This window comes from Streptomyces sp. CA2R106, from assembly GCF_037034245.1.
GTDB lineage: Bacteria > Actinomycetota > Actinomycetes > Streptomycetales > Streptomycetaceae > Actinacidiphila.
Genome location: NZ_JBAGKC010000001.1, coordinates 344262 through 361090 on the forward strand (window position 1 = coordinate 344262; position 16829 = coordinate 361090).

A 16829-nucleotide genomic window follows, 5' to 3' on the forward strand; every position below is an offset into this window, starting at 1 on the left:
GCCGGGGCCGGTACCGCCTTCAGGTCGCCGCGTCGAGCGCCTTGCGCAGGTGGCCGTTCGAGGCGGTGAGGAGGCGGGCCGCCTCGGCGGCGTCCACTTTCGCCAGGAGGGTGAGGATCGCCGGTTTCACCTCGCCGTCGGTCGCGCTGAGCGCCTCCTCGATCGCGGTGTCGGCGGCCCCGGTGGCCAGCGCGACGATCCGCCGCGAGCGCGCCCGCAGCTTCTCGTTGGACGCGCGGACGTCCACCATGAGGCTGCCGTAGGTCTTGCCGAGCCGGATCATCGTGATCGTCGAGAGCATGTTGAGCACGAGCTTCTGCGCGGTGCCGGCCTTCAACCGGGTGGAGCCGACCACGAGTTCGGGGCCCACCACGACCTCGATGCCGTGGTCGGCCGCCGCGGCCAGCGGCGAGCCGGCGTTGCAGGCCAGCCCGACGGTCAGCGCGCCGGCCCGCCGGGCGAACTCCACGGCGCCGATCGCGTACGGGGTGCGGCCGGACGCGGAGATCCCCACCACGCTGTCGGCCTCGGTCAGCGCCAGCGCGTCCAGGTCCGCCGCGGCCAGCTCCTTGCTGTCCTCGGCTCCTTCGACCGAGGTGACCATGGCCTCCGGGCCGCCCGCGATCAGACCGACCACCTCGCGTCCCGGCGTGGTGTTGAAGGTCGGCGGGCACTCGCTGGCGTCGAGCACGCCGAGCCGTCCGGCGGTGCCCGCGCCGGCGTAGACCAGCCGGCCGCCGCGGCCCATCCGGGCGGCGATCCCGTCGATGGCGGTGGCGATCTGCGGGAGCTGCCCGGCGACCGCGGCCGGCACGGTGAGGTCCTCCCCGTTCATGAGGCGTGCGATCTCCAGGGTGGAGCGCCGGTCGATCTCGGCGAGTTCGGGGCGGAACGCCTCGGTGGTGAGGGTGTCCAACTCCCGGCGCAGCGCGGTGTACTGGTCGGTCATGTGCGGCTCGTTCATCCTTCTCGGGTCGGCTCGTCGAGGACGTGCGGGCAGGCGGGGCGGGTGGTCGGGCGGGCGGGTGGCCGGGCGCCGCCCGTCAACTGGGGCGCGGGGCGCGGTGGGTGTGCCGGTGGGCGAGTGCTTCGTAGGAGGCGGACAGCGCGGGCGCGGCGTCGTCGTACGTCCGTTGCGCGACGCCTATGAACAGGCAGTCCACCACGAGGAGTTGGCTGGTACGGCTGGACATCGCGGCCGGCCGCAGCTCGCTCTCCCGGGAACAGGAGGTGGTGAGCACCACGTCGGCGTACTGCGTGACCGGGCCGTCGGCGCGGCCGCTGATCGCGATGGTGGTGGCGCCGCGGTCGAAGGCGACCCGCAGCGGCTCGATCACGTCCTGCGTGGTGCCGGAGTGGGTGATGGCCAACGCCACGTCACCGGGTCGCAGTTGGACGGCGTTGGTGACCGCCAGGTGCGGGTCGGCGTGGGCGTGCGCGATCAGCCCGATCCGCAGCAGCTTCTGCGCCAGGTCCTGGCCGACCAGTCCCGAGGCGGCGATGCCGTAGATGTCGGTGCGCCGGGCGGCGGCCAACGCGACGACGGCCGCCTCCAGTTGGGAGGTGTCGAGCTGGGAGGCGGTGTCGGCGAGGGTCTGCTGCTCCTCCATCGCGAGCTTGGTGACCACGTCGCCGAGCGGGTCGTCGACGGCGATGTCGGCGGTGACCGCGGGGGCGGCGCCGGTGGCCTGGTGGGCGGCGAGCGCGGCGAGCGCCAGCCGCAGGTCGCGGTAGCCGGGGTAGCCGAGCAGGCGCGCGGTGCGCACCACGGTGGCCTCGCTCGTCCCGGTGCGGACCGCGAGGGCGGTGACGGTGAGGTGGGAGCAGCCGGCCGGGTCGCTCGCGACGGCCTCGGCGACGCGCTGCATGGAGCGGGTCATGGACGGCGCGAGGGTGCGGACCTTCGCGGCGAGGGCCCCCGGATCGGGGGCCGTGACAGATGCGGGCGCGCCGGGTACGCCCCGAAGGGCGCGGACGCTCGGGGAGAAAGTTTCCTTCACGCTGTAGGTCACCTGCTGAAAGGTATTTTCGGCGCCGCGGCCGCGTCAACCCTGCGTCGACCCCGTGTCGGCCCGGCCTCGGCCCCGTGTCGGCCCGTCGTCGGCCCGCTCCGGCGGGCGGCGCGGGCGGGACCTGGACCGGTTGCACAATGGAACGATGGAAACCGTCCTCCACGACGCCCGCGCCCGCGTCCTCGCCGACCTCAGAGCCCGTGACGCCGCCGACGCCGAGGTGGTCTCGCTGCTGGAGGCCGCGCTCAGCAAGCGCCGCTGGTGGCTGGAGCAGTGGCCGCAGGGCGCGGAGTTCGTACCCGGCCTGCTGGCGCAGGACATGCAGGACGCGCTGCTGGAGACCCGCGGCCGGTGGCCGCTGTGCCCGCGGTGCGACGACCCGCACGCGCTGGCGGTGGAGCCGGAGTTGGGCGCGGACCCGCACTGGGTGTGCGAGGCCCGTGGCGAGGCGGTCGCCCCGGTCGGCGCGCTGGGCGGGTGAAGTGCGGATGACCGTGTACATCGACCCGCCGACCTGGCCGGGCCACGGCCGGGTCTGGTCGCACCTGGTGAGCGACCGCTCCTACGACGAGCTGCACGGGTTCGCCCGGCGGCTGGGCGCACCCGAGCGGGCGTTCGACCGGGACCACTACGACATCCCCGCGGCCAGTTACGAGGCGGCGGTGCGGCTCGGCGCCGTCCAAGTCGGCAGCAAGGAACTGGTGCGGCGGCTGACAGCGGCGGGCCTGCGCCGCAGGAAGCCGCGCCCGCCCGGCCCGCGCCCGGCCCCCGGCGTGCCCGCCGAGCCCGGCCGCTGAGGTCCGCCGCTCCCGGACCAGGGGGCTTGTATGCTCCTCAAATTATCTTGACAATTAACAGGTTTGGCTGCGAAATTCACCACTGGTGACCCAGCGCGCTTCGGCGGCTACGGGTCGGCGTGGTGGGAGGCGCGGAGGGGGCTCCTCCCGCCGCGCGTCAATCTCCGCGCGTCAACCTCCGCGCGAGGTAGGGGGCGGTCCTGCTGCCCACCGCCGCGGCCACCTGCGCCGGCGGGCCGGCCGCCACCACCCGGCCGCCGTCGTCACCCGCGCCCGGCCCGAGGTCCAGCACCCAGTCCGCCCCGGCCACCACGCCCATGTCGTGCTCGACGACCACCACCGAGTTGCCCGCCGCGACCAGCCCGTGCAACTGCCGCATCAGCAGGTCGGTGTCGGCCGGGTGCAGGCCGGTCGTCGGCTCGTCCAGCAGGTAGAGGGTGTGGCCGCGCCGGGCGCGCTGCAACTCGGTGGCGAGCTTGATGCGTTGGGTCTCCCCGCCGGACAGCTCCGTGGCGGGCTGGCCGAGCCGCAGGTAGCCCAGGCCCACGTCGCGCAGCGTGCGCAGGCCGCGCTCGGCCGCGGGCACGTCCGCGAAGAACCCGGCCGCGGTGTCGACCGGCATGTCCAGCACCTCCGCGATGTTCCGCCCCCGGTAGGCGACTTCCAGGGTCTGCGGGTTGTAGCGGGCGCCGTGGCAGGTCGGGCAGGGCGCGTACGTACCGGGCAGGAAGAGCAGCTCGACCGCGACGAACCCCTCGCCCTGGCAAGTCTCGCAGCGCCCGGCCGCCACGTTGAACGAGAACCGGCCCGGGGTGTAGCCGCGGGCCCGCGCCTCGTCGGTGGCGGCGAAGACCCGGCGCACCGCGTCGAACAGCCCGGTGTACGTGGCCAGGTTGGAGCGCGGGGTGCGGCCGATGGGCCGCTGGTCCACGCGGACCAGGCGGTCGACCGCGTCGGCGCCCTCGACCACCCGCACCCGTACCGCGTCTCGCGCGGAACCGCCGGCCCCGCCCTCCTCCCACGGCTCCCCGGCCCCCTCGTCGGCACCGTCCCCCTCGGCACCGTCCCCGTCGTCGGCGCCCTCCGCCGTGCCGTCCGGTGCCGGACGGGCCGTCACCACCTCCGCCAGCACCTGGCTGACCAGCGTCGACTTGCCCGAACCCGACACGCCCGTCACGGCGGTGAACACCCCCAGCGGCACGTCCACGTCGAGGTCGCGCAGGTTGTGCCGGTCCACCCCGCGCAGCCGCAACCACCCGCCCGGCGCCCGCGGTTCACGCCCCGCCCCGCCGGGGGGCGTATCCGTGTCCCCGGCGCCGAAGAGGTACGGCCGGGTGGCCGACTCCCCGACCCCGGCCAGGCCCGGCACCGGGCCGCTGTACAGCACCCGCCCGCCGCGCTCGCCCGCACCCGGGCCCACGTCGACCACCCAGTCCGCGCGGCGCACCACGTCCATGTCGTGCTCCACCACGAACAGCGTGTTGCCCTCGGCCCGCAGCTGCTCCAGGACCGTCAGCAGCGGCTCGGTGTCCGCCGGGTGCAGCCCGGCCGACGGCTCGTCGAGCACGTAGACGACGCCGAACAGCCCGGCGCGCAACTGCGTGGCCAGCCGCAGCCGTTGCAGCTCGCCGGGGGAGAGGGTCGGCGCCGGGCGGTCCATGCCGAGATAGCCCAGGCCCAGACCGGTCAGCACCTCGATCCGCGCCACCAGGTCCCGGGCGAGGGCCACCGCGGCCTCGGTGGCCTCGCCGGACACCGCCGACGCGGTCGCCGCGCCGGGCGCCGCCAGGCCCGCGGTGGCCCGCAGCACCCCGGCCAGCTCCGCCAGCGGCAGCGCGGCCAGTTCGGCGATGTCGCGCCCGGCGAAGGTGACCGCCAGCGCCTCCGGCCGCAGCCGCTTGCCCCCGCACACCGGGCACCGCGCGCTCACCAGATGGCGCTGCACCCGCCGCCGGGTCGCCGGGCTCTTCGACTCCGAGAACGCGCGCATCACATAGCGGCGCGCGCTCATGAACCGCCCCTCGTACGGGCGTTGGATACGGCCGGCCTCGCGCACCGGGTGCACCGTCACCACCGGCTGCTCGTCGGTGAACAGCAGCCAGTCCCGGTCCGCCTGCGGCAGCTCCCGCCACGGGCGGTCGATGTCGTAGCCGAGCGCGTCCACCACGTCGCGCAGGTTCTTGCCCTGCCAGGCGCCCGGCCAGGCCGCGATCGCGTGCTCGCGGATGCTCAGTGACGGGTCGGGGACGAGCGAGGACTCGGTGACCCGGTGCACCCGGCCCAGGCCGTGGCACTCCGGGCAGGCGCCGACCGCGGTGTTCGGCGAGAAGGCGTCGGAGTCCAGCCGTTCGGCGGTGCCCGGCGGATAGCTGCCGGCGCGGGAGAAGAGCATCCGCAGCAGGTTCGACAGCGTGGTGACGGTGCCGACCGACGAACGGGAGGTGGGCGCGCCGCGCCGCTGCTGGAGCGCGACGGCCGGCGGCAGCCCGCTGACCTCCTCCACCTTCGGCGCGCCCACCTGCTGGATCAGCCGCCGGGCGTAGGGCGCGACCGACTCGAAGTACCGCCGCTGGGCCTCGGCGTAGAGGGTGCCGAACGCCAGCGAGGACTTGCCGGACCCGGACACGCCGGTGAAGACGGTCAGCGCGTCGCGGGGCACGTCGACGTCGACGCCGTCGAGGTTGTGCACCCGGGCGCCCCTGACGCGTACGAACCGGTCCGCGGCGCCGCCGTGATCACTGCCCACCGGTCCACTCTCCCACCGGCGCCCGGCCTCGGCATGTCCGGCCCCCGCCCGTCAGGCCCTGCGCCGTACGGTCACCCGGCGGCGCGTGACGGCTCGGGCAGCAGCAGGCCGAGGGCCAGGGCGACCGGGGGGACGACGAGCAGCGCGGTCAGCGCGCCGCGCGGCCCGTGCGCGTCGGCGACGAGCCCGAGCAGCGGGGAGAGCAGGCCGCCGACGCTGACCCCGAGCCCGAGGGTCACCCCGGCCGCGGTGCCCGGGCGGGTGGGCAGGTAGTCCTGGCCGAGCTTGACCAGCACGGCGAACGGCAGGTTGAGGCAGACCCCGGTGAGGACCGCGAAGAGCAGCGGGGCGATGCTGCCCGGGGCCAGCAGCAGCCCGGCCAGCATCGGCAGCGCGAGCGCGCCGCCCGCCTGCACGGTGCGGACCATGCCGATCCGGTCCGCGAGCCGCCCGCCCAGCAGGGTGCCGCCGACCCCGCCGGCCAGGAAGCCGGTGAGCGCGGCCCCGGCCAGGCCGCGGGAGGCGTGCAGATGCCTGATCCAGTACAGCTCGATGAAGGTGTTCACCCCGAAGAAGGCCACCGAGCGCACCACCTCGACGCAGGTCAGCGCGGCGAACGGCCCCCATCGGTCCACCCCGCCGCCGCTCGCGGCCGACGCGGACGGGGCCCGGCGGGCGCGGTGGCGCAGCAGGACGTACCCGGTGAGGACGGCGGGCGGGATGAACAGGGCGGTGGCGCCGACGCCCCACGCGATCAGCGCGGGGGTGGCGAGGACCGGCGCGAGGAAGAAGCCGACGCTGCCGCCCGCCGCGAAGACGCTCATCGCGGCGGCGCTGTCCCCCGCGTCCTCCCGCGCGGACTTCCCCGCGGCCGGGTGGAACATGGCGATGCCGAGCCCGGACAGCATGATCAGGCACCACACGGCGGCGTACGAGGGCACGACGCCGGACAGGCCCAGCGCGATCCCGGCGAGCGCCACCCCGGCGCCCGCGAGCCAGCCCAGCCGCATCCGGTCCACGGCCAGCCCGATGAACGGCTGCGGCACCGAACTGCCCAGGGTGGCGGCGAGGGTGAGGCCGGACGCGGCGACGTAGCCGTAGTGCCGGTCCAGCACGAAATACGGCACGGTCGCGGGGACCAGGCCCTGGTAGAGGTCGTCGACGGCGTGCGCGACGCCCCACAGCCGCATCCGCTGCCAGGTCGTACGGGCCGGGGCCGCGGCCTCGGCCGGGGCGGGGGCCGGGGGACCGGAGGAGTCCGGTCGGGGGTCTGCCGTATCGGCACTTCGGGTCATACCGGCAGCCTGCCGAGCGGCGGGCACGGTCGGCTACCGATAGTCTGTCGACTTATGCCGACAACCCGCCAATCGGCCGCGGAGCCGCCCGAAAGGCCCGCGGCACCGGCGCCGGGCGGGCCCGCGCCCCGCCCGCTGGACGGTCCCACCCGCCACGAACTGCTGCACCGCGAGCGCATCGACTGGCACCACCACGCCGTGCACCAGCTCATTCACCCGAGCAGCGGTGTGCTGCGGGTGTCCACGCCGCTCGGTGCGTGGGTGGTGCCGCCGCACCGCGCGGTGTGGATTCCGGCGGGGGTGCCGCACGCGCACGAGGCGCACGGCCGCACCGACATGCGCACGCTGTCGTTCCCGCCCGGGCACGGGCCGTTCGGCGACGACCGGCCCACCGTGGTCGCCGTACCGCCGCTGCTGCGCGAACTCGTCGTCGCCCTCACCGAGCCGCCCGGCGGCGCCCACCCGCCCTACACCCCGGCGCAGCGGGCCGACCTCGAACGCGTCGCGCTGGTCCAACTCCGCCGGGTCAAGGCGCTTCCGCTGCATCTGCCCGCGCCCGCGGACGACCGGCTGCGGGCCGTCGCCGCGCTCCTGCACGCCGACCCCGCCGACCCGCGCACCCTCGCGGAGTTCGGGGCCGCGGTGGGGGCCGGTGAACGCACGCTCAGCCGGCTCTTCCAGAGCGAGCTGGGCATGACGTTTCCGCAGTGGCGGACCCAACTCCGGCTCCACCACTCCCTCACGCTCCTCGCGGGCGGGCGGTCCGTCACCTCCACGGCGGGCGCCTGCGGCTACGCCAACCCGAGCGCCTTCATCGAGGCCTTCCGCCTCACCTTCGGCACCACTCCCGGGCGGGGCCGAGCCCGCCCCCCCGCCCGCCCCAACCCTGCCGGCTGAGGGACCACCTCCCGGTGGGGGGTTCCCTCCGGGGTGGCGCCTCCTGCGGGTGCCGGGACCTTGCGCCCGGTATCCGGCTGGTCGCGCCGTTCCCCGCGCCCCTGGACATGCCCGGGTCCTTCCGGAGCAAGCCGGTGCAAGCCGCAGTTACTCAGGGGCGCGGGGAACTGCGCGACCAGCCACCGCGGACCGCAAGGTCCCGGCACCCGCAGGACGTGGCGCCCCGGGGGGACCCCCACCAGCAGGTGGTCCCGAAACAGCAGGTCCGGGGGCACCCGGGAGGGTCCGGTTGCCGCGGTCCCGGGGACCGCTCAGCATGAGGTGACAGGAGGTCGTCTCATGGGCCTTTACTTCGTGAACGCAGCCGACGAACTGGTGGGGGAAGCACTGGCCGGTTTCGCCCGAGCCCACGCGGAGCACATCCGCTGGGACGAGCGCGACGGCTACGTCCAAGCGCTGGAACCGGCGCCGACCCGCAGGGTCGGCCTCGTCTCGGGCGGCGGTTCGGGCCACGAACCGCTGCACACCGGCTACGTCGGCACCGGCATGCTGGACGCCGCCTGCCCGGGCCGCGTCTTCGCCTCACCCCACAACCGGCAGATCCTCGCCGCGTCGCGCGCCGTCGCGGGCAGTGACGGGGTGCTGCACGTGGTGAAGAACTACACCGGCGACAAGATCAACTTCGGTATCGCCGCGGAACGCCTCGCCCGGGAGGGCATCGCCTGCGGCCGGGTGCTGGTCGACGACGACGTGGCGACGGAGTCCGACGAGGTCGCCACGGGCCGGCGCGGCACCGGCGCGACGGTCCTGGTCGAGAAGATCCTCGGAGCGGCCGCCGACACCGGGATGGGCCTGGCGGATTTGGTCGCGCTGGGCACGGACGTGGCCGCGCGGTGCCGCAGCATCGCGGTCGCCTCCGCCGCCCACACCTCGCCCGCGACCGGCCGCCCCGCGTTCGACCTGCCGCCGGGCGCGGTGGAGTACGGCGTCGGCATCCACGGCGAGCGGGCCCGCCACACCCTCGCGGAGCGCTCGCTGCGCGACCTCGCCGAGGACATGGTGGCCGCGCTCGTCGGCTCGCTCGACCTCGGCCCGCGCGCACAGGTCGTGCTCCTGGTCAACGGGCTGGGCGGCGTCACCCGGTTGGAGCTGTACGCGGTGCTGGGTGAGGTGACCCGGCTGCTGGACAAGCGCGGCGCCGCCACCGTACGGACCCTCGTCGGCGACTACGTGACCGCGCTGGACATGCGGGGCTTCTCGCTCACGCTGCTGGCCGCCGACGACGCCACGCTCGCGTACTACGACGCCCCCGCGTCCGCCCCGGCGTGGTGCGGGCGACCGCGGGCGGGCTGACCGCGCCCGCCACCGGGCGCCCGTACGGCGGGCGCCCGTGGGCCGGCGCCAGTACCAGGTGCCCACTGCCGTGAGACCGCACCGGGCCCGGTGCGACCAGCGGGCAGGCAACGACGGGAGACGCAGCGATGCTCACATCAACCGACACCGGGTTCCCGGAGTTCTCCGAGCCCTTCCGCCCGGCCGACCTCACCGGGTTCACCGACGGGTGGGTGCGCAGATTCGCCGCGTCCGCCACCGCCACCGAGGCCGAGCTGACGGCGCTCGACCAGCAGGTGGGCGACGGCGACTTCGGGGCGAACCTGGTGGCCGGGCTCCAGGCCGCGCTGCGCCGGCTCGGCGCGTCGGCGCCCGCCTCGGCCGCACCGGCCTGGCCGCTGGAGGCGGCGGCCTCCGCGTTCCTCGACGAGGTCGGCGGCACCAGCGGCCCGCTGTTCGGGCTGCTGCTCCAGGAGATGGCGGCCGCGGTGGCGGCCGGGGACGGCCCGCCCGCCGTCGCGCTGGCGACGGGCGCCGGCGGCGGGCTGGCCGCGATCCAGCGGGTCGGCGAGGCCGCGGTCGGGGACAAGACGCTGGTCGACGCGCTCGTGCCGGCCTGCGCCGCACTGACCGCGCGGGCCCGCGCGGTGCCGGGCGACCCGAAGGCCGCCACGGCCGCCGCGGCCGCCGCCGCGTGGGGCGGTGTCCGCAGCACCGCCCGCCTCACCGCCCGGCGCGGGCGCGCCAGCTACCTCGGCGAACGGGCGGCGGGCGTGCCCGACCCGGGGGCGGTCGGGATCGCCCTGCTCTTCGCCTCGGCAGCCGAGGCGGTGCCCACCCTGACGCCGTATCTGGCCTGACGCGGCGCCGGCCCGGCGTGCTGTCAGGTCCGGCACGGCATCCGGTCCGGCGCCGTACCCGGCCGGATGCCGGGGCAGGGCCGGCGCCGACGTCGGCCCTGCGGCGGGTGGGAGGCGGGCGGCGGCACGGGGACGCGGGGCCGCCCGCCGGTCAGGGGGCCGCCGTCAGCGGGCGGACCAGGAGAAGATGTTCGGGTCGTCGAGTGAGGCCACCCAGATGTCGACGGTGGCCGCGAGGTCCTCGCCCGGCCAGGGGCCGACGCCCATGGTGCGCAGGCCGGCGCGGGTGGCGGCCTCGATGCCGCAGGCGGAGTCCTCGACGGCGAGGGACTCGGCGGGGTCGGCGCCGCACAGGCGCGCGGCGACGAGGTAGACGTCGGGGGCGGGCTTGGGGCGGATGCCGGGCCCGGGCACCACGATGTGGTCGAAGTGCTGCCGGAGGTTGGCGGTGCGCAGGCAGGTGTCCACCACGTCGAGCGGGCAGTTGCTGGCGACCGCGAGGGGCGCGAACTTCGCCGCGTTGGCGACGAGTTCCCCCGCGCCGGGCATGGTCTGCGGGTCGTCGGCGACCAGGGCGCGGAAATGGTCCAGCAGCCGCTCGGTGACTTCGCCGCCGAGCTCGGGCCGACCGGATTCGTCGGCCATCAGCTGGCCGCATTCCGTGTAGTGCAGGCCCTTGCTGCGCTCGGCGAAACCCTCCGCCGGCGTGAGCCGGAAATCACGGAGCGTCAGGTCGCGGGCGTCCTGCCAGTGCCGTTCGGTGTCCATCAGCGTGCCGTCGCAGTCGAAGACAATCGCCGTCGGGGTCCACGAAAAGAGTGGGTGAGGAGTCATGGGGGGAAGGTCCGTTCGAGAATGCCTGAAAGCGCGTGGGAGAGTCGTCGGTAATACGGGCCGACAGGCGGCTGCGCGCTGTTTCGTCAGGCAGGCGCGGGCTCTCGACGGGCGCGTCCATAAATCCCGCGGACTTGGCGGAATGCGGAGGGGACCGCCGAGAACATATCGATCATTACGTTATGGACGGCTGTGCACGGGAGTCAAGCGAATGCAATAAGTCACACCGCGTGTCGTCGGTATCCCAGGACGCCGTAGGCGGTGCAGGCCGCGCCCTGGCGGACCCGGAACACACATGTGCGGTGGTGCGGCACGGGTTCGATCCGGGCCGGCGGCGCGAACTCGGTGAAGCGGGTGGCCACCAGGCGGCCGCTGACCGGGCGCAGCAGCGTGCCGCCGCTCGCCTCGGCCGCGGCCTGCCGGGCGGCCTCCAGCAGCACCATCCCCGGCACGTGGTCGCTGGCGTGGTCGAAGAAGAACGGGTGGCGCCGGTCGGCCGGTTCGACGGCCAGGGCGCCGCCGCGGCGGGAGATCAGCACGTCGCCGCGGCCGGCGACCGCGAGCGCGGCGGGCGAGGGGCGGCTGTCCGGCGCCGCGGCCACCGCGGGTGGCGCGGGGTCGCGGTGCCGGTCGCGCACCAGGGCGTAGCCCTCCCCGTCGAGGAAGCGGGCGCTGCCGCCGGCCCGGGCGAACTGCCGCCCGCCGCACGCGTAGTGGACCTCCAGCCGCAGGCCGGTGACCGCGCCGCCGGCGTCCCGGCGGACCGCGCCGACCTCGACCGCGCAGGTCACCTCGGTGGCGCCGTGCCCGACCCGCGGCTCCCGGCCGGGCGCGAGGGCGAAGTACAGGTCGCCGATGAGCAGATGGGTGTCCGGCGCGACGCCGAAGTAGCGCAGCGGCAGGTAGATGCCCAGCTGGCGGAGCGTCTCGGCGACCAGCAGCGGGCTGTGCAGGTCCGAGCCGTCGCGCGGGAAGGTGGGGTGCGAGCGCGGCCAGCAGGCGGCCGCCGCGAACCCGCCCGCGCGGTCCGGCCGGACATCCGTCAGCAGTACCTCGGCGACCGACGAGCGGTGCACCATTTCCCGGGCGACCGTGCGCGACCAGCTCAGCCCCGGCGAATCGTTCTTCCCGGAATTCCGTGGGAAACCATCCACGACCGAATGATTCATACCATAAGAAGAACTCACGTCCGGCTGATTCGCACGTGCGTCGTCCGCCCCCGGCGCGGTTCGGCGTTCGCGACGCGCTAGATTGCCGTGGTCGGCGACGAAGCGGCTATCGGGGTGAATGTGCAGGGGCGAGCGGAGACGACGCGCAGGTGTCTGGTGGAGGCGGCGGCGCGGCTGTTCGACGAACACGGTTATGCCGGCACCAGTATCAGCGACATCAGCGCGCTCTCGGGGCGGACCAGCGGTGCGATCTACTTCCATTTCGGCAACAAGGAGCAGTTGGCGCTCGCCGTGGTGGAGGCGCACTTTGCCACCTGGCCGGCGATGATCGCCCGGGTCCGGGCGGCGTACGACTCGGCGCTGGAGAAGCTGGTGGCGCTGAGTTTCGAGGTCGCCCGCGCCTTCCGCGACGACGTGGTGGTGCGGGCCGGGTCCCGGCTGTGGACCGAGCGTCGCGCCATCGACGCCCCGCTGCCGGCGCCGTTCCTCGGCTGGATCGACACGGTGGGCTCCCTGCTGCGGGAGGCGGACGCACAGGGCGAACTCGCGGGCGGGCTGGCGCCCGAGACGGCCGCGGTGGGCGTGGTCTACGCGTTCTTCGGGATGCACACCGTCTCCGACGCCCTCGACGGGCGGGACCAGATCGAGGACCGGCTCTACGACCTGTGGCTGCTGCTGCTCGCCGGGTTGCGGGCCAGGACCGAGGCGACCGCGCTGCTGGCGCGGGTGGGCGCGGCCGGGGGGTCCTGCCTGGCGCTGTGAGGCGGGGCGCGGTGGAAGCGGCCAGGTGGTCGGGTGCCGCGTGGCGCCCGGGGGGCGGGGGTGGACTTCCGGGGCGGCCGTGGACAATGATCGGCATGCCCGAGAGCCGAGCCGAAGCCCATCCCCGTTATGCCGCACTGCTCGCGGAGTGGTCCGAACTGCTGCGGCGCTGCCGGACGGCTGCGGACGACGAGCCCGACCCGGCGGTCTACGGGCGGGAGTTGCTGGCCCGGTGGGCCGAGCCGCAGCGGCGCTACCACACGCTGGACCACCTGGTCGCGGTACTGGCGCGGGTGACGGAGCTGACGGTGTACGCGCACGACCCCGACACGGTGGCGCTCGCCGCCTGGTTCCACGACGCGGTCTACCGTCCGGACCGCAGCGAGAACGAGGAGCGCAGCGCCGCGCTCGCCGAACGGGCGCTCACCGAAGCCGGGGTGGACCCGGAGCGGGTCGCGCAGGTCGCCCGGCTGGTGCGGCTGACGGTGGACCACGACCCGGCCGAGGGCGACGCGGACGGCGAGGTGCTGTGCGACGCCGACCTCGCGGTGCTGGCCGGCGACCCGGCGGCGTACGCGGCCTACGCCGCCGCGGTCCGCGAGGAGTACGGCTTCGTGCCCGACGAGGACTTCCGGGCCGGCCGCGCCGACGTGCTGCGCCGGTTGCTCGCGCTGCCGCGGCTGTTCCGCACGGAGTACGGCCGTACCCACTGGGAGCAGGTGGCCCGCCGCAACGTCGGCACCGAACTGGAGTTGCTGGAGGCATAGTCCGCCGTACTCGCCCGGGTGATCGGGAGACCTGACCCTCGCGCTGGGAGGGACTGGTGTGGCACCCTTGCTCATATGTCTAGACCAATCTTCGAGGTGATCGCCCTCGGCGCCGAGGATGCCGTCGCGGCCCAGCAAGGCGGCGCCGACCGCCTCGAACTGGTCAGCGACATGGCGGCCGACGGGCTGACGCCCTCCCGCGAGACGTTCGCCGCGATCCGGGCGGCGGTGCGGATTCCGCTGCGCGTCATGCTGCGGCTGTCCGACGGCTTCGCCGCCGGGGACGCCGACGCGCTGGACGTGCTGTGCGAGACCGCGCAGGGCCTGCGGGCCGAGGGCGCCGAGGAGTTCGTGCTCGGCTTCCTCGACGCGGGCGGCCGCGCCGACCTCGAGGCGGTGTACGCGCTGGTCGACGTGATCGACGGCTGCCGCTGGACCTTCCACCGCGCGATGGACCACGCCGTCGACCGCGACGCGCTGCGCCTGCAACTGGCCGGGCTGCCCGGCCTGGACACATATCTCACGGCCGGCTCCGCGCACGGCGTCGGCGCCGGGCTGCCGGTGCTGTGCGAGGAGGCCGCGCGGACCGGCGAGCCGGGCTACGAACCGGCGCTGCTGGTCGGCGGCGGGCTGCTGCTGGACCACGTGCCGGCGCTGCGCGCCGCCGGTCTGGCCGGCTTCCACGTCGGCGGCGCGGTACGGCCCGGCGGCTGGACCGCACCCGTCGACGCGGCCACCGTACGCACCTGGCGCGAGGCCATCGACGCGCCCGTCGCTGTCGGCTGAGCCCGCGTCAGCCGCAGCGAGTCACCGGACCGCGTCACCCAGACCGCGTGAGCCGGCGTGCGTCGCCGGACCGCGTCACCGGACCGCGTCGCCGGACCGCGTCACCGGACCGCGTCGCCGGAGTGCGGCACCCGGACCACGTCGCCGGAATGCGGCACCCGGACCGGGTCAGCCGGCGCGCGTCGCCGGGACGCTCCACCGGACCGCGTGAGCCGGCGCGCGTCGCCGGGACGCTCCACCGGACCGCGTCGCCGGACCGCGTCAGCCGGGACGCACCACCGACCGCCTCACCGGAACGCGCGCGTCGCCGGGCGGCGCGCTGCCGTGGATCAGCCCGCCTGCGCCAGCGCGGCCGGCAGCGGGGCGCTGTGCAGCACCGTCAGGCCCGACACCGCACGGGTCAGGCAGACGTACAGCCGGCGCAGGCCCGTCCGCTCGTCCGGCTCGGCCGCCACGATCGCGGCCGGGTCGTCCATGACCACGTAGTCGTACTCCAGACCCTTGGCCAGCGACGCGGGGACCAGGGTGAGGCGGGCGGTCGCCGAGGTCTCCTCGCCGGGCGACAGGTACGGCAGGCCCGCGGCGTCGAGCGCGGCGGCCAGCGCCGGGACGCGCGGGTCGGCCGCGATCAGCCCGATCGAGCCCTCGTGGCCCAGCGATTCGCGGCATGCGGCGAGCACGGCCGCGTCGAGCGCGTCCTCGGCCGCCGGGCGCACGTACAGCGCGCCGGGCGACTCGCGGACCGAGGTCGCCGGCGCCAGACCGGGCGCGATCGACGGCAGCAGCCGGGACGCGTAGGCGATCACCTCGCGCGGCACACGGAACCCGCGGGTCAACTCCTCGACCCGCGCGTCCGGCTTCCCCAGATGGGACAGCGCCTCCGCCCAGGACGCGGTCGCCCAGGGCGTGGTGCCCTGCGCGAGGTCGCCCAGGATCGTGGCCGACCCGGTGGAGCAGCGCCGGCCGACCGCCCGGTACTGCATCGGCGACAGGTCCTGCGCCTCGTCCAGCACCACATGGCCGAGCGAACCGGTGCGCTGCACCAGGTCGTTCGCCTCGTCGACCAGCACCGCGTCGGCCGCCGACCACTTCGCCCCGGCCAGCCCGCGGGCCGGCTTCGCCCACAGCAGCGCCTGCTGCTCCTCCGGCGACAGCAGCCCCTCGGCGCAGGAGGCGAGGAACTCCGGGTCGGACAGCAGCCGCAGCACCGTCTTGGCCGGGTCCACCGGCGGCCAGCACGCCTTGACCGCGGCCTTCACCGCGGCGTTGCGGGCGACCGCGTCCTGCACCCGGTCGTCGGGCGCCTCGCCGGACCGCTCCATCTGCACCAGCACCGCGTGCGCGATCCGCTGCGGCAGCGCCTCGCGGGCGGCGCCGTAGCGGATGTCGCGGTCGGCCATCTCCTGGACGATCTCCGCCAGTTCGTATGCGGGCACCCGCCAGCGCCGAGAGCCGCGCACCACCACGACCGGCTCGGTCGGCATGCTGATGCCCGAGCGGACCGCGCGCCGCAGCACCTCCGCCATGCGCGCGTCGCCCTTCAGCCGGGCGGTCCGCGCCGAATCGGTGCCGCGCACCGGGACATGGGCCACCAGGTCGTCCACGGTGGCCTGCTTGACCTGGAGTTCGCCGAGCGCGGGCAGCACCTGCTCGATGTACTGGAGGAAGGACGCGTTCGGCCCGATCACCAGGGTGCCGGTGCGGGCCAGCCGCTCCCGGTGCGCGTACAGCAGGTACGCCACCCGGTGCAGGCCGACGGCGGTCTTCCCGGTGCCGGGTGCCCCCTGCACGCAGACGGTGCCGCCGACCCCGGCGCGCACGATCTCGTCCTGCTCGGGCTGGATCGTGGCCACGATGTCGCGCATCGGCCCGACGCGCGGCCGCTCGATCTCCGACTGGAGGAGCTTGCTGGAACGGTCCGCCTCGGCGGGGTCGGACAGGTGCTCGTCCTCGTACGCGGTCAGGTCGCCGCCGGTGTAGCCGAAGCGGCGGCGCAGCCGTACGTCCATCGGTTCGTTGCGGGAGGCGCGGTAGAAGGGCTGCGAGACCGGGGCGCGCCAGTCGATGACCATCGGGTCGCCGCCCGCGTCATGGACGTGTCGCCGCCCGATGTAGAAGCTCTCCCCGTCGGCCCCCTCGGCGGCTTCGACGCCCGGCGCGTGCAGGTAGTCCAGGCGCCCGAAGAAGAGCGGGGTGTCGGCGAGGTCGGCGAGCGCCTTGATCCGCGCCTCGATCTCGCCGGCGAGGATCTTGGCGTTGACCCAGTTCCCGGTGACGTCGCTGATGTCGAGCGCCTCGACGTCCTGCCGCATGGCCCGCAGCGCGGACCGGGAGGCCGACAGGTGGGCGCGCTCCCGGCCCAGCGGGTCGGCGGCGTCGGGGGAGCCGGGGCTTTCGGGGACGAGGGCCGTGGCGTCGGGCGGAACGGGCTGGTCGGGGGCGTGCGAGGGCACGGCTTGGCCTCCGGGCTGGTACGGGGGAGCGTACGGCGGGGCGTACGCGCACGGTGGTGACACGAAGGGGCCGGCCGGTTTCCGTCCGGGCGGCGGCACTCCCGTCCGGGAGGCGGCAA

Annotated in this window: 15 protein-coding genes; 8 read left to right on the top strand and 7 right to left on the bottom strand. The window is 75.3% G+C overall.

Going from position 1 to position 16829, the window contains the following annotated elements; translation table 11 throughout:
- Positions 1-19: 19 nt before the first annotated feature.
- Positions 20-949 (bottom strand): N-acetylmuramic acid 6-phosphate etherase, encoded by a 930-nt coding sequence (gene murQ / locus WA788_RS01560; RefSeq protein ID WP_335970744.1) that lies wholly within the window; start codon positions 947-949, stop codon positions 20-22.
- 94 nt (positions 950-1043) lie between these two features.
- The gene (locus WA788_RS01565; RefSeq protein ID WP_335970745.1) at positions 1044-2012 is read right to left on the bottom strand and encodes a MurR/RpiR family transcriptional regulator; all 969 of its coding nucleotides are present in this window, start codon (positions 2010-2012) and stop codon (positions 1044-1046) included.
- A gap of 145 nt (positions 2013-2157) precedes the next feature.
- On the opposite strand from WA788_RS01565, the gene WA788_RS01570 reads away from it, so the two are divergent.
- Together WA788_RS01570 and WA788_RS01575 are read left to right on the top strand one after the other, a co-directional pair.
- Positions 2158-2493 (top strand): hypothetical protein, encoded by a 336-nt coding sequence (locus WA788_RS01570; protein ID WP_335970747.1) that lies wholly within the window; start codon positions 2158-2160, stop codon positions 2491-2493.
- 7 nt (positions 2494-2500) lie between these two features.
- A complete protein-coding gene (locus WA788_RS01575) occupies positions 2501-2809 on the top strand; it encodes a DUF4031 domain-containing protein (protein WP_335970749.1) in 309 nt (102 codons plus the stop codon).
- Positions 2810-2966: 157 nt separating this feature from the next.
- Here WA788_RS01575 and WA788_RS01580 read toward each other — a convergent pair whose 3' ends face one another.
- Both WA788_RS01580 and WA788_RS01585 read right to left on the bottom strand, forming a co-directional pair.
- Positions 2967-5555, bottom strand: a complete 2589-nt coding sequence (locus WA788_RS01580; protein WP_335970751.1) for an excinuclease ABC subunit UvrA — start codon at positions 5553-5555, stop codon at positions 2967-2969.
- A 71-nt stretch (positions 5556-5626) separates the two neighbouring features.
- Entirely contained in the window at positions 5627-6850 is a 1224-nt protein-coding gene (locus WA788_RS01585; RefSeq protein ID WP_443033942.1) for an MFS transporter, read from the bottom strand.
- Positions 6851-6904: 54 nt separating this feature from the next.
- On the opposite strand from WA788_RS01585, the gene WA788_RS01590 reads away from it, so the two are divergent.
- From WA788_RS01590 to dhaL, 3 genes are all read left to right on the top strand, one after another.
- Positions 6905-7747, top strand: a complete 843-nt coding sequence (locus WA788_RS01590; protein ID WP_335970752.1) for an AraC family transcriptional regulator — start codon at positions 6905-6907, stop codon at positions 7745-7747.
- A 339-nt stretch (positions 7748-8086) separates the two neighbouring features.
- Positions 8087-9100, top strand: coding sequence for a dihydroxyacetone kinase subunit DhaK (locus WA788_RS01595; protein ID WP_335970753.1), 1014 nt, complete (start codon positions 8087-8089; stop codon positions 9098-9100).
- A 128-nt stretch (positions 9101-9228) separates the two neighbouring features.
- Positions 9229-9939 carry a dihydroxyacetone kinase subunit DhaL gene (gene dhaL / locus WA788_RS01600; RefSeq protein WP_335970754.1) on the top strand — a complete coding sequence of 237 codons (711 nt, stop codon included), beginning with the start codon at positions 9229-9231 and terminating at the stop codon, positions 9937-9939.
- Between the two features lie 165 nt (positions 9940-10104).
- Here the strand turns inward: dhaL and WA788_RS01605 are convergent, their stop codons facing one another.
- Positions 10105-10773: an HAD family hydrolase gene (locus WA788_RS01605; RefSeq protein WP_335970755.1), complete on the bottom strand. Its 669-nt coding sequence runs from the start codon at positions 10771-10773 to the stop codon at positions 10105-10107.
- Positions 10774-10994: 221 nt separating this feature from the next.
- Positions 10995-11942: a ScbA/BarX family gamma-butyrolactone biosynthesis protein gene (locus WA788_RS01610; RefSeq protein WP_335970756.1), complete on the bottom strand. Its 948-nt coding sequence runs from the start codon at positions 11940-11942 to the stop codon at positions 10995-10997.
- Between the two features lie 156 nt (positions 11943-12098).
- Here WA788_RS01610 and WA788_RS01615 point away from each other — a divergent pair, with 156 nt between their 5' ends.
- The 3 genes from WA788_RS01615 (at position 12099) to WA788_RS01625 (ending at position 14257) form a co-directional block, all read left to right on the top strand.
- Positions 12099-12704 (top strand): ScbR family autoregulator-binding transcription factor, encoded by a 606-nt coding sequence (locus WA788_RS01615; RefSeq protein ID WP_435128314.1) that lies wholly within the window; start codon positions 12099-12101, stop codon positions 12702-12704.
- A 95-nt stretch (positions 12705-12799) separates the two neighbouring features.
- Complete coding sequence (locus WA788_RS01620) at positions 12800-13471, top strand: HD domain-containing protein (RefSeq protein ID WP_335970760.1); 672 nt, start codon at positions 12800-12802, stop codon at positions 13469-13471.
- A 75-nt stretch (positions 13472-13546) separates the two neighbouring features.
- Positions 13547-14257: a copper homeostasis protein CutC gene (locus tag WA788_RS01625; RefSeq protein WP_335970761.1), complete on the top strand. Its 711-nt coding sequence runs from the start codon at positions 13547-13549 to the stop codon at positions 14255-14257.
- Positions 14258-14586: 329 nt separating this feature from the next.
- Here WA788_RS01625 and WA788_RS01630 read toward each other — a convergent pair whose 3' ends face one another.
- A complete protein-coding gene (locus tag WA788_RS01630; RefSeq protein WP_435128305.1) occupies positions 14587-16710 on the bottom strand; it encodes a HelD family protein in 2124 nt (707 codons plus the stop codon).
- Positions 16711-16829 lie beyond the last annotated feature (119 nt).

Bases quoted from the DNA above. Each gene is read 5' to 3' on its own strand.
- murQ (WP_335970744.1), bottom strand. From the start codon at position 949: ATGACCGACCAGTACACCGCGCTGCGCCGGGAGTTGGACACCCTCACC.
- WA788_RS01570 (WP_335970747.1), top strand. From the start codon at position 2,158: ATGGAAACCGTCCTCCACGACGCCCGCGCCCGCGTCCTCGCCGACCTC.
- WA788_RS01575 (WP_335970749.1), top strand. From the start codon at position 2,501: ATGACCGTGTACATCGACCCGCCGACCTGGCCGGGCCACGGCCGGGTC.
- WA788_RS01585 (WP_443033942.1), bottom strand. From the start codon at position 6,850: ATGACCCGAAGTGCCGATACGGCAGACCCCCGACCGGACTCCTCCGGT.
- WA788_RS01590 (WP_335970752.1), top strand. From the start codon at position 6,905: ATGCCGACAACCCGCCAATCGGCCGCGGAGCCGCCCGAAAGGCCCGCG.
- WA788_RS01595 (WP_335970753.1), top strand. From the start codon at position 8,087: ATGGGCCTTTACTTCGTGAACGCAGCCGACGAACTGGTGGGGGAAGCA.
- dhaL (WP_335970754.1), top strand. From the start codon at position 9,229: ATGCTCACATCAACCGACACCGGGTTCCCGGAGTTCTCCGAGCCCTTC.
- WA788_RS01605 (WP_335970755.1), bottom strand. From the start codon at position 10,773: ATGACTCCTCACCCACTCTTTTCGTGGACCCCGACGGCGATTGTCTTC.
- WA788_RS01610 (WP_335970756.1), bottom strand. From the start codon at position 11,942: ATGAATCATTCGGTCGTGGATGGTTTCCCACGGAATTCCGGGAAGAAC.
- WA788_RS01620 (WP_335970760.1), top strand. From the start codon at position 12,800: ATGCCCGAGAGCCGAGCCGAAGCCCATCCCCGTTATGCCGCACTGCTC.
- WA788_RS01625 (WP_335970761.1), top strand. From the start codon at position 13,547: ATGTCTAGACCAATCTTCGAGGTGATCGCCCTCGGCGCCGAGGATGCC.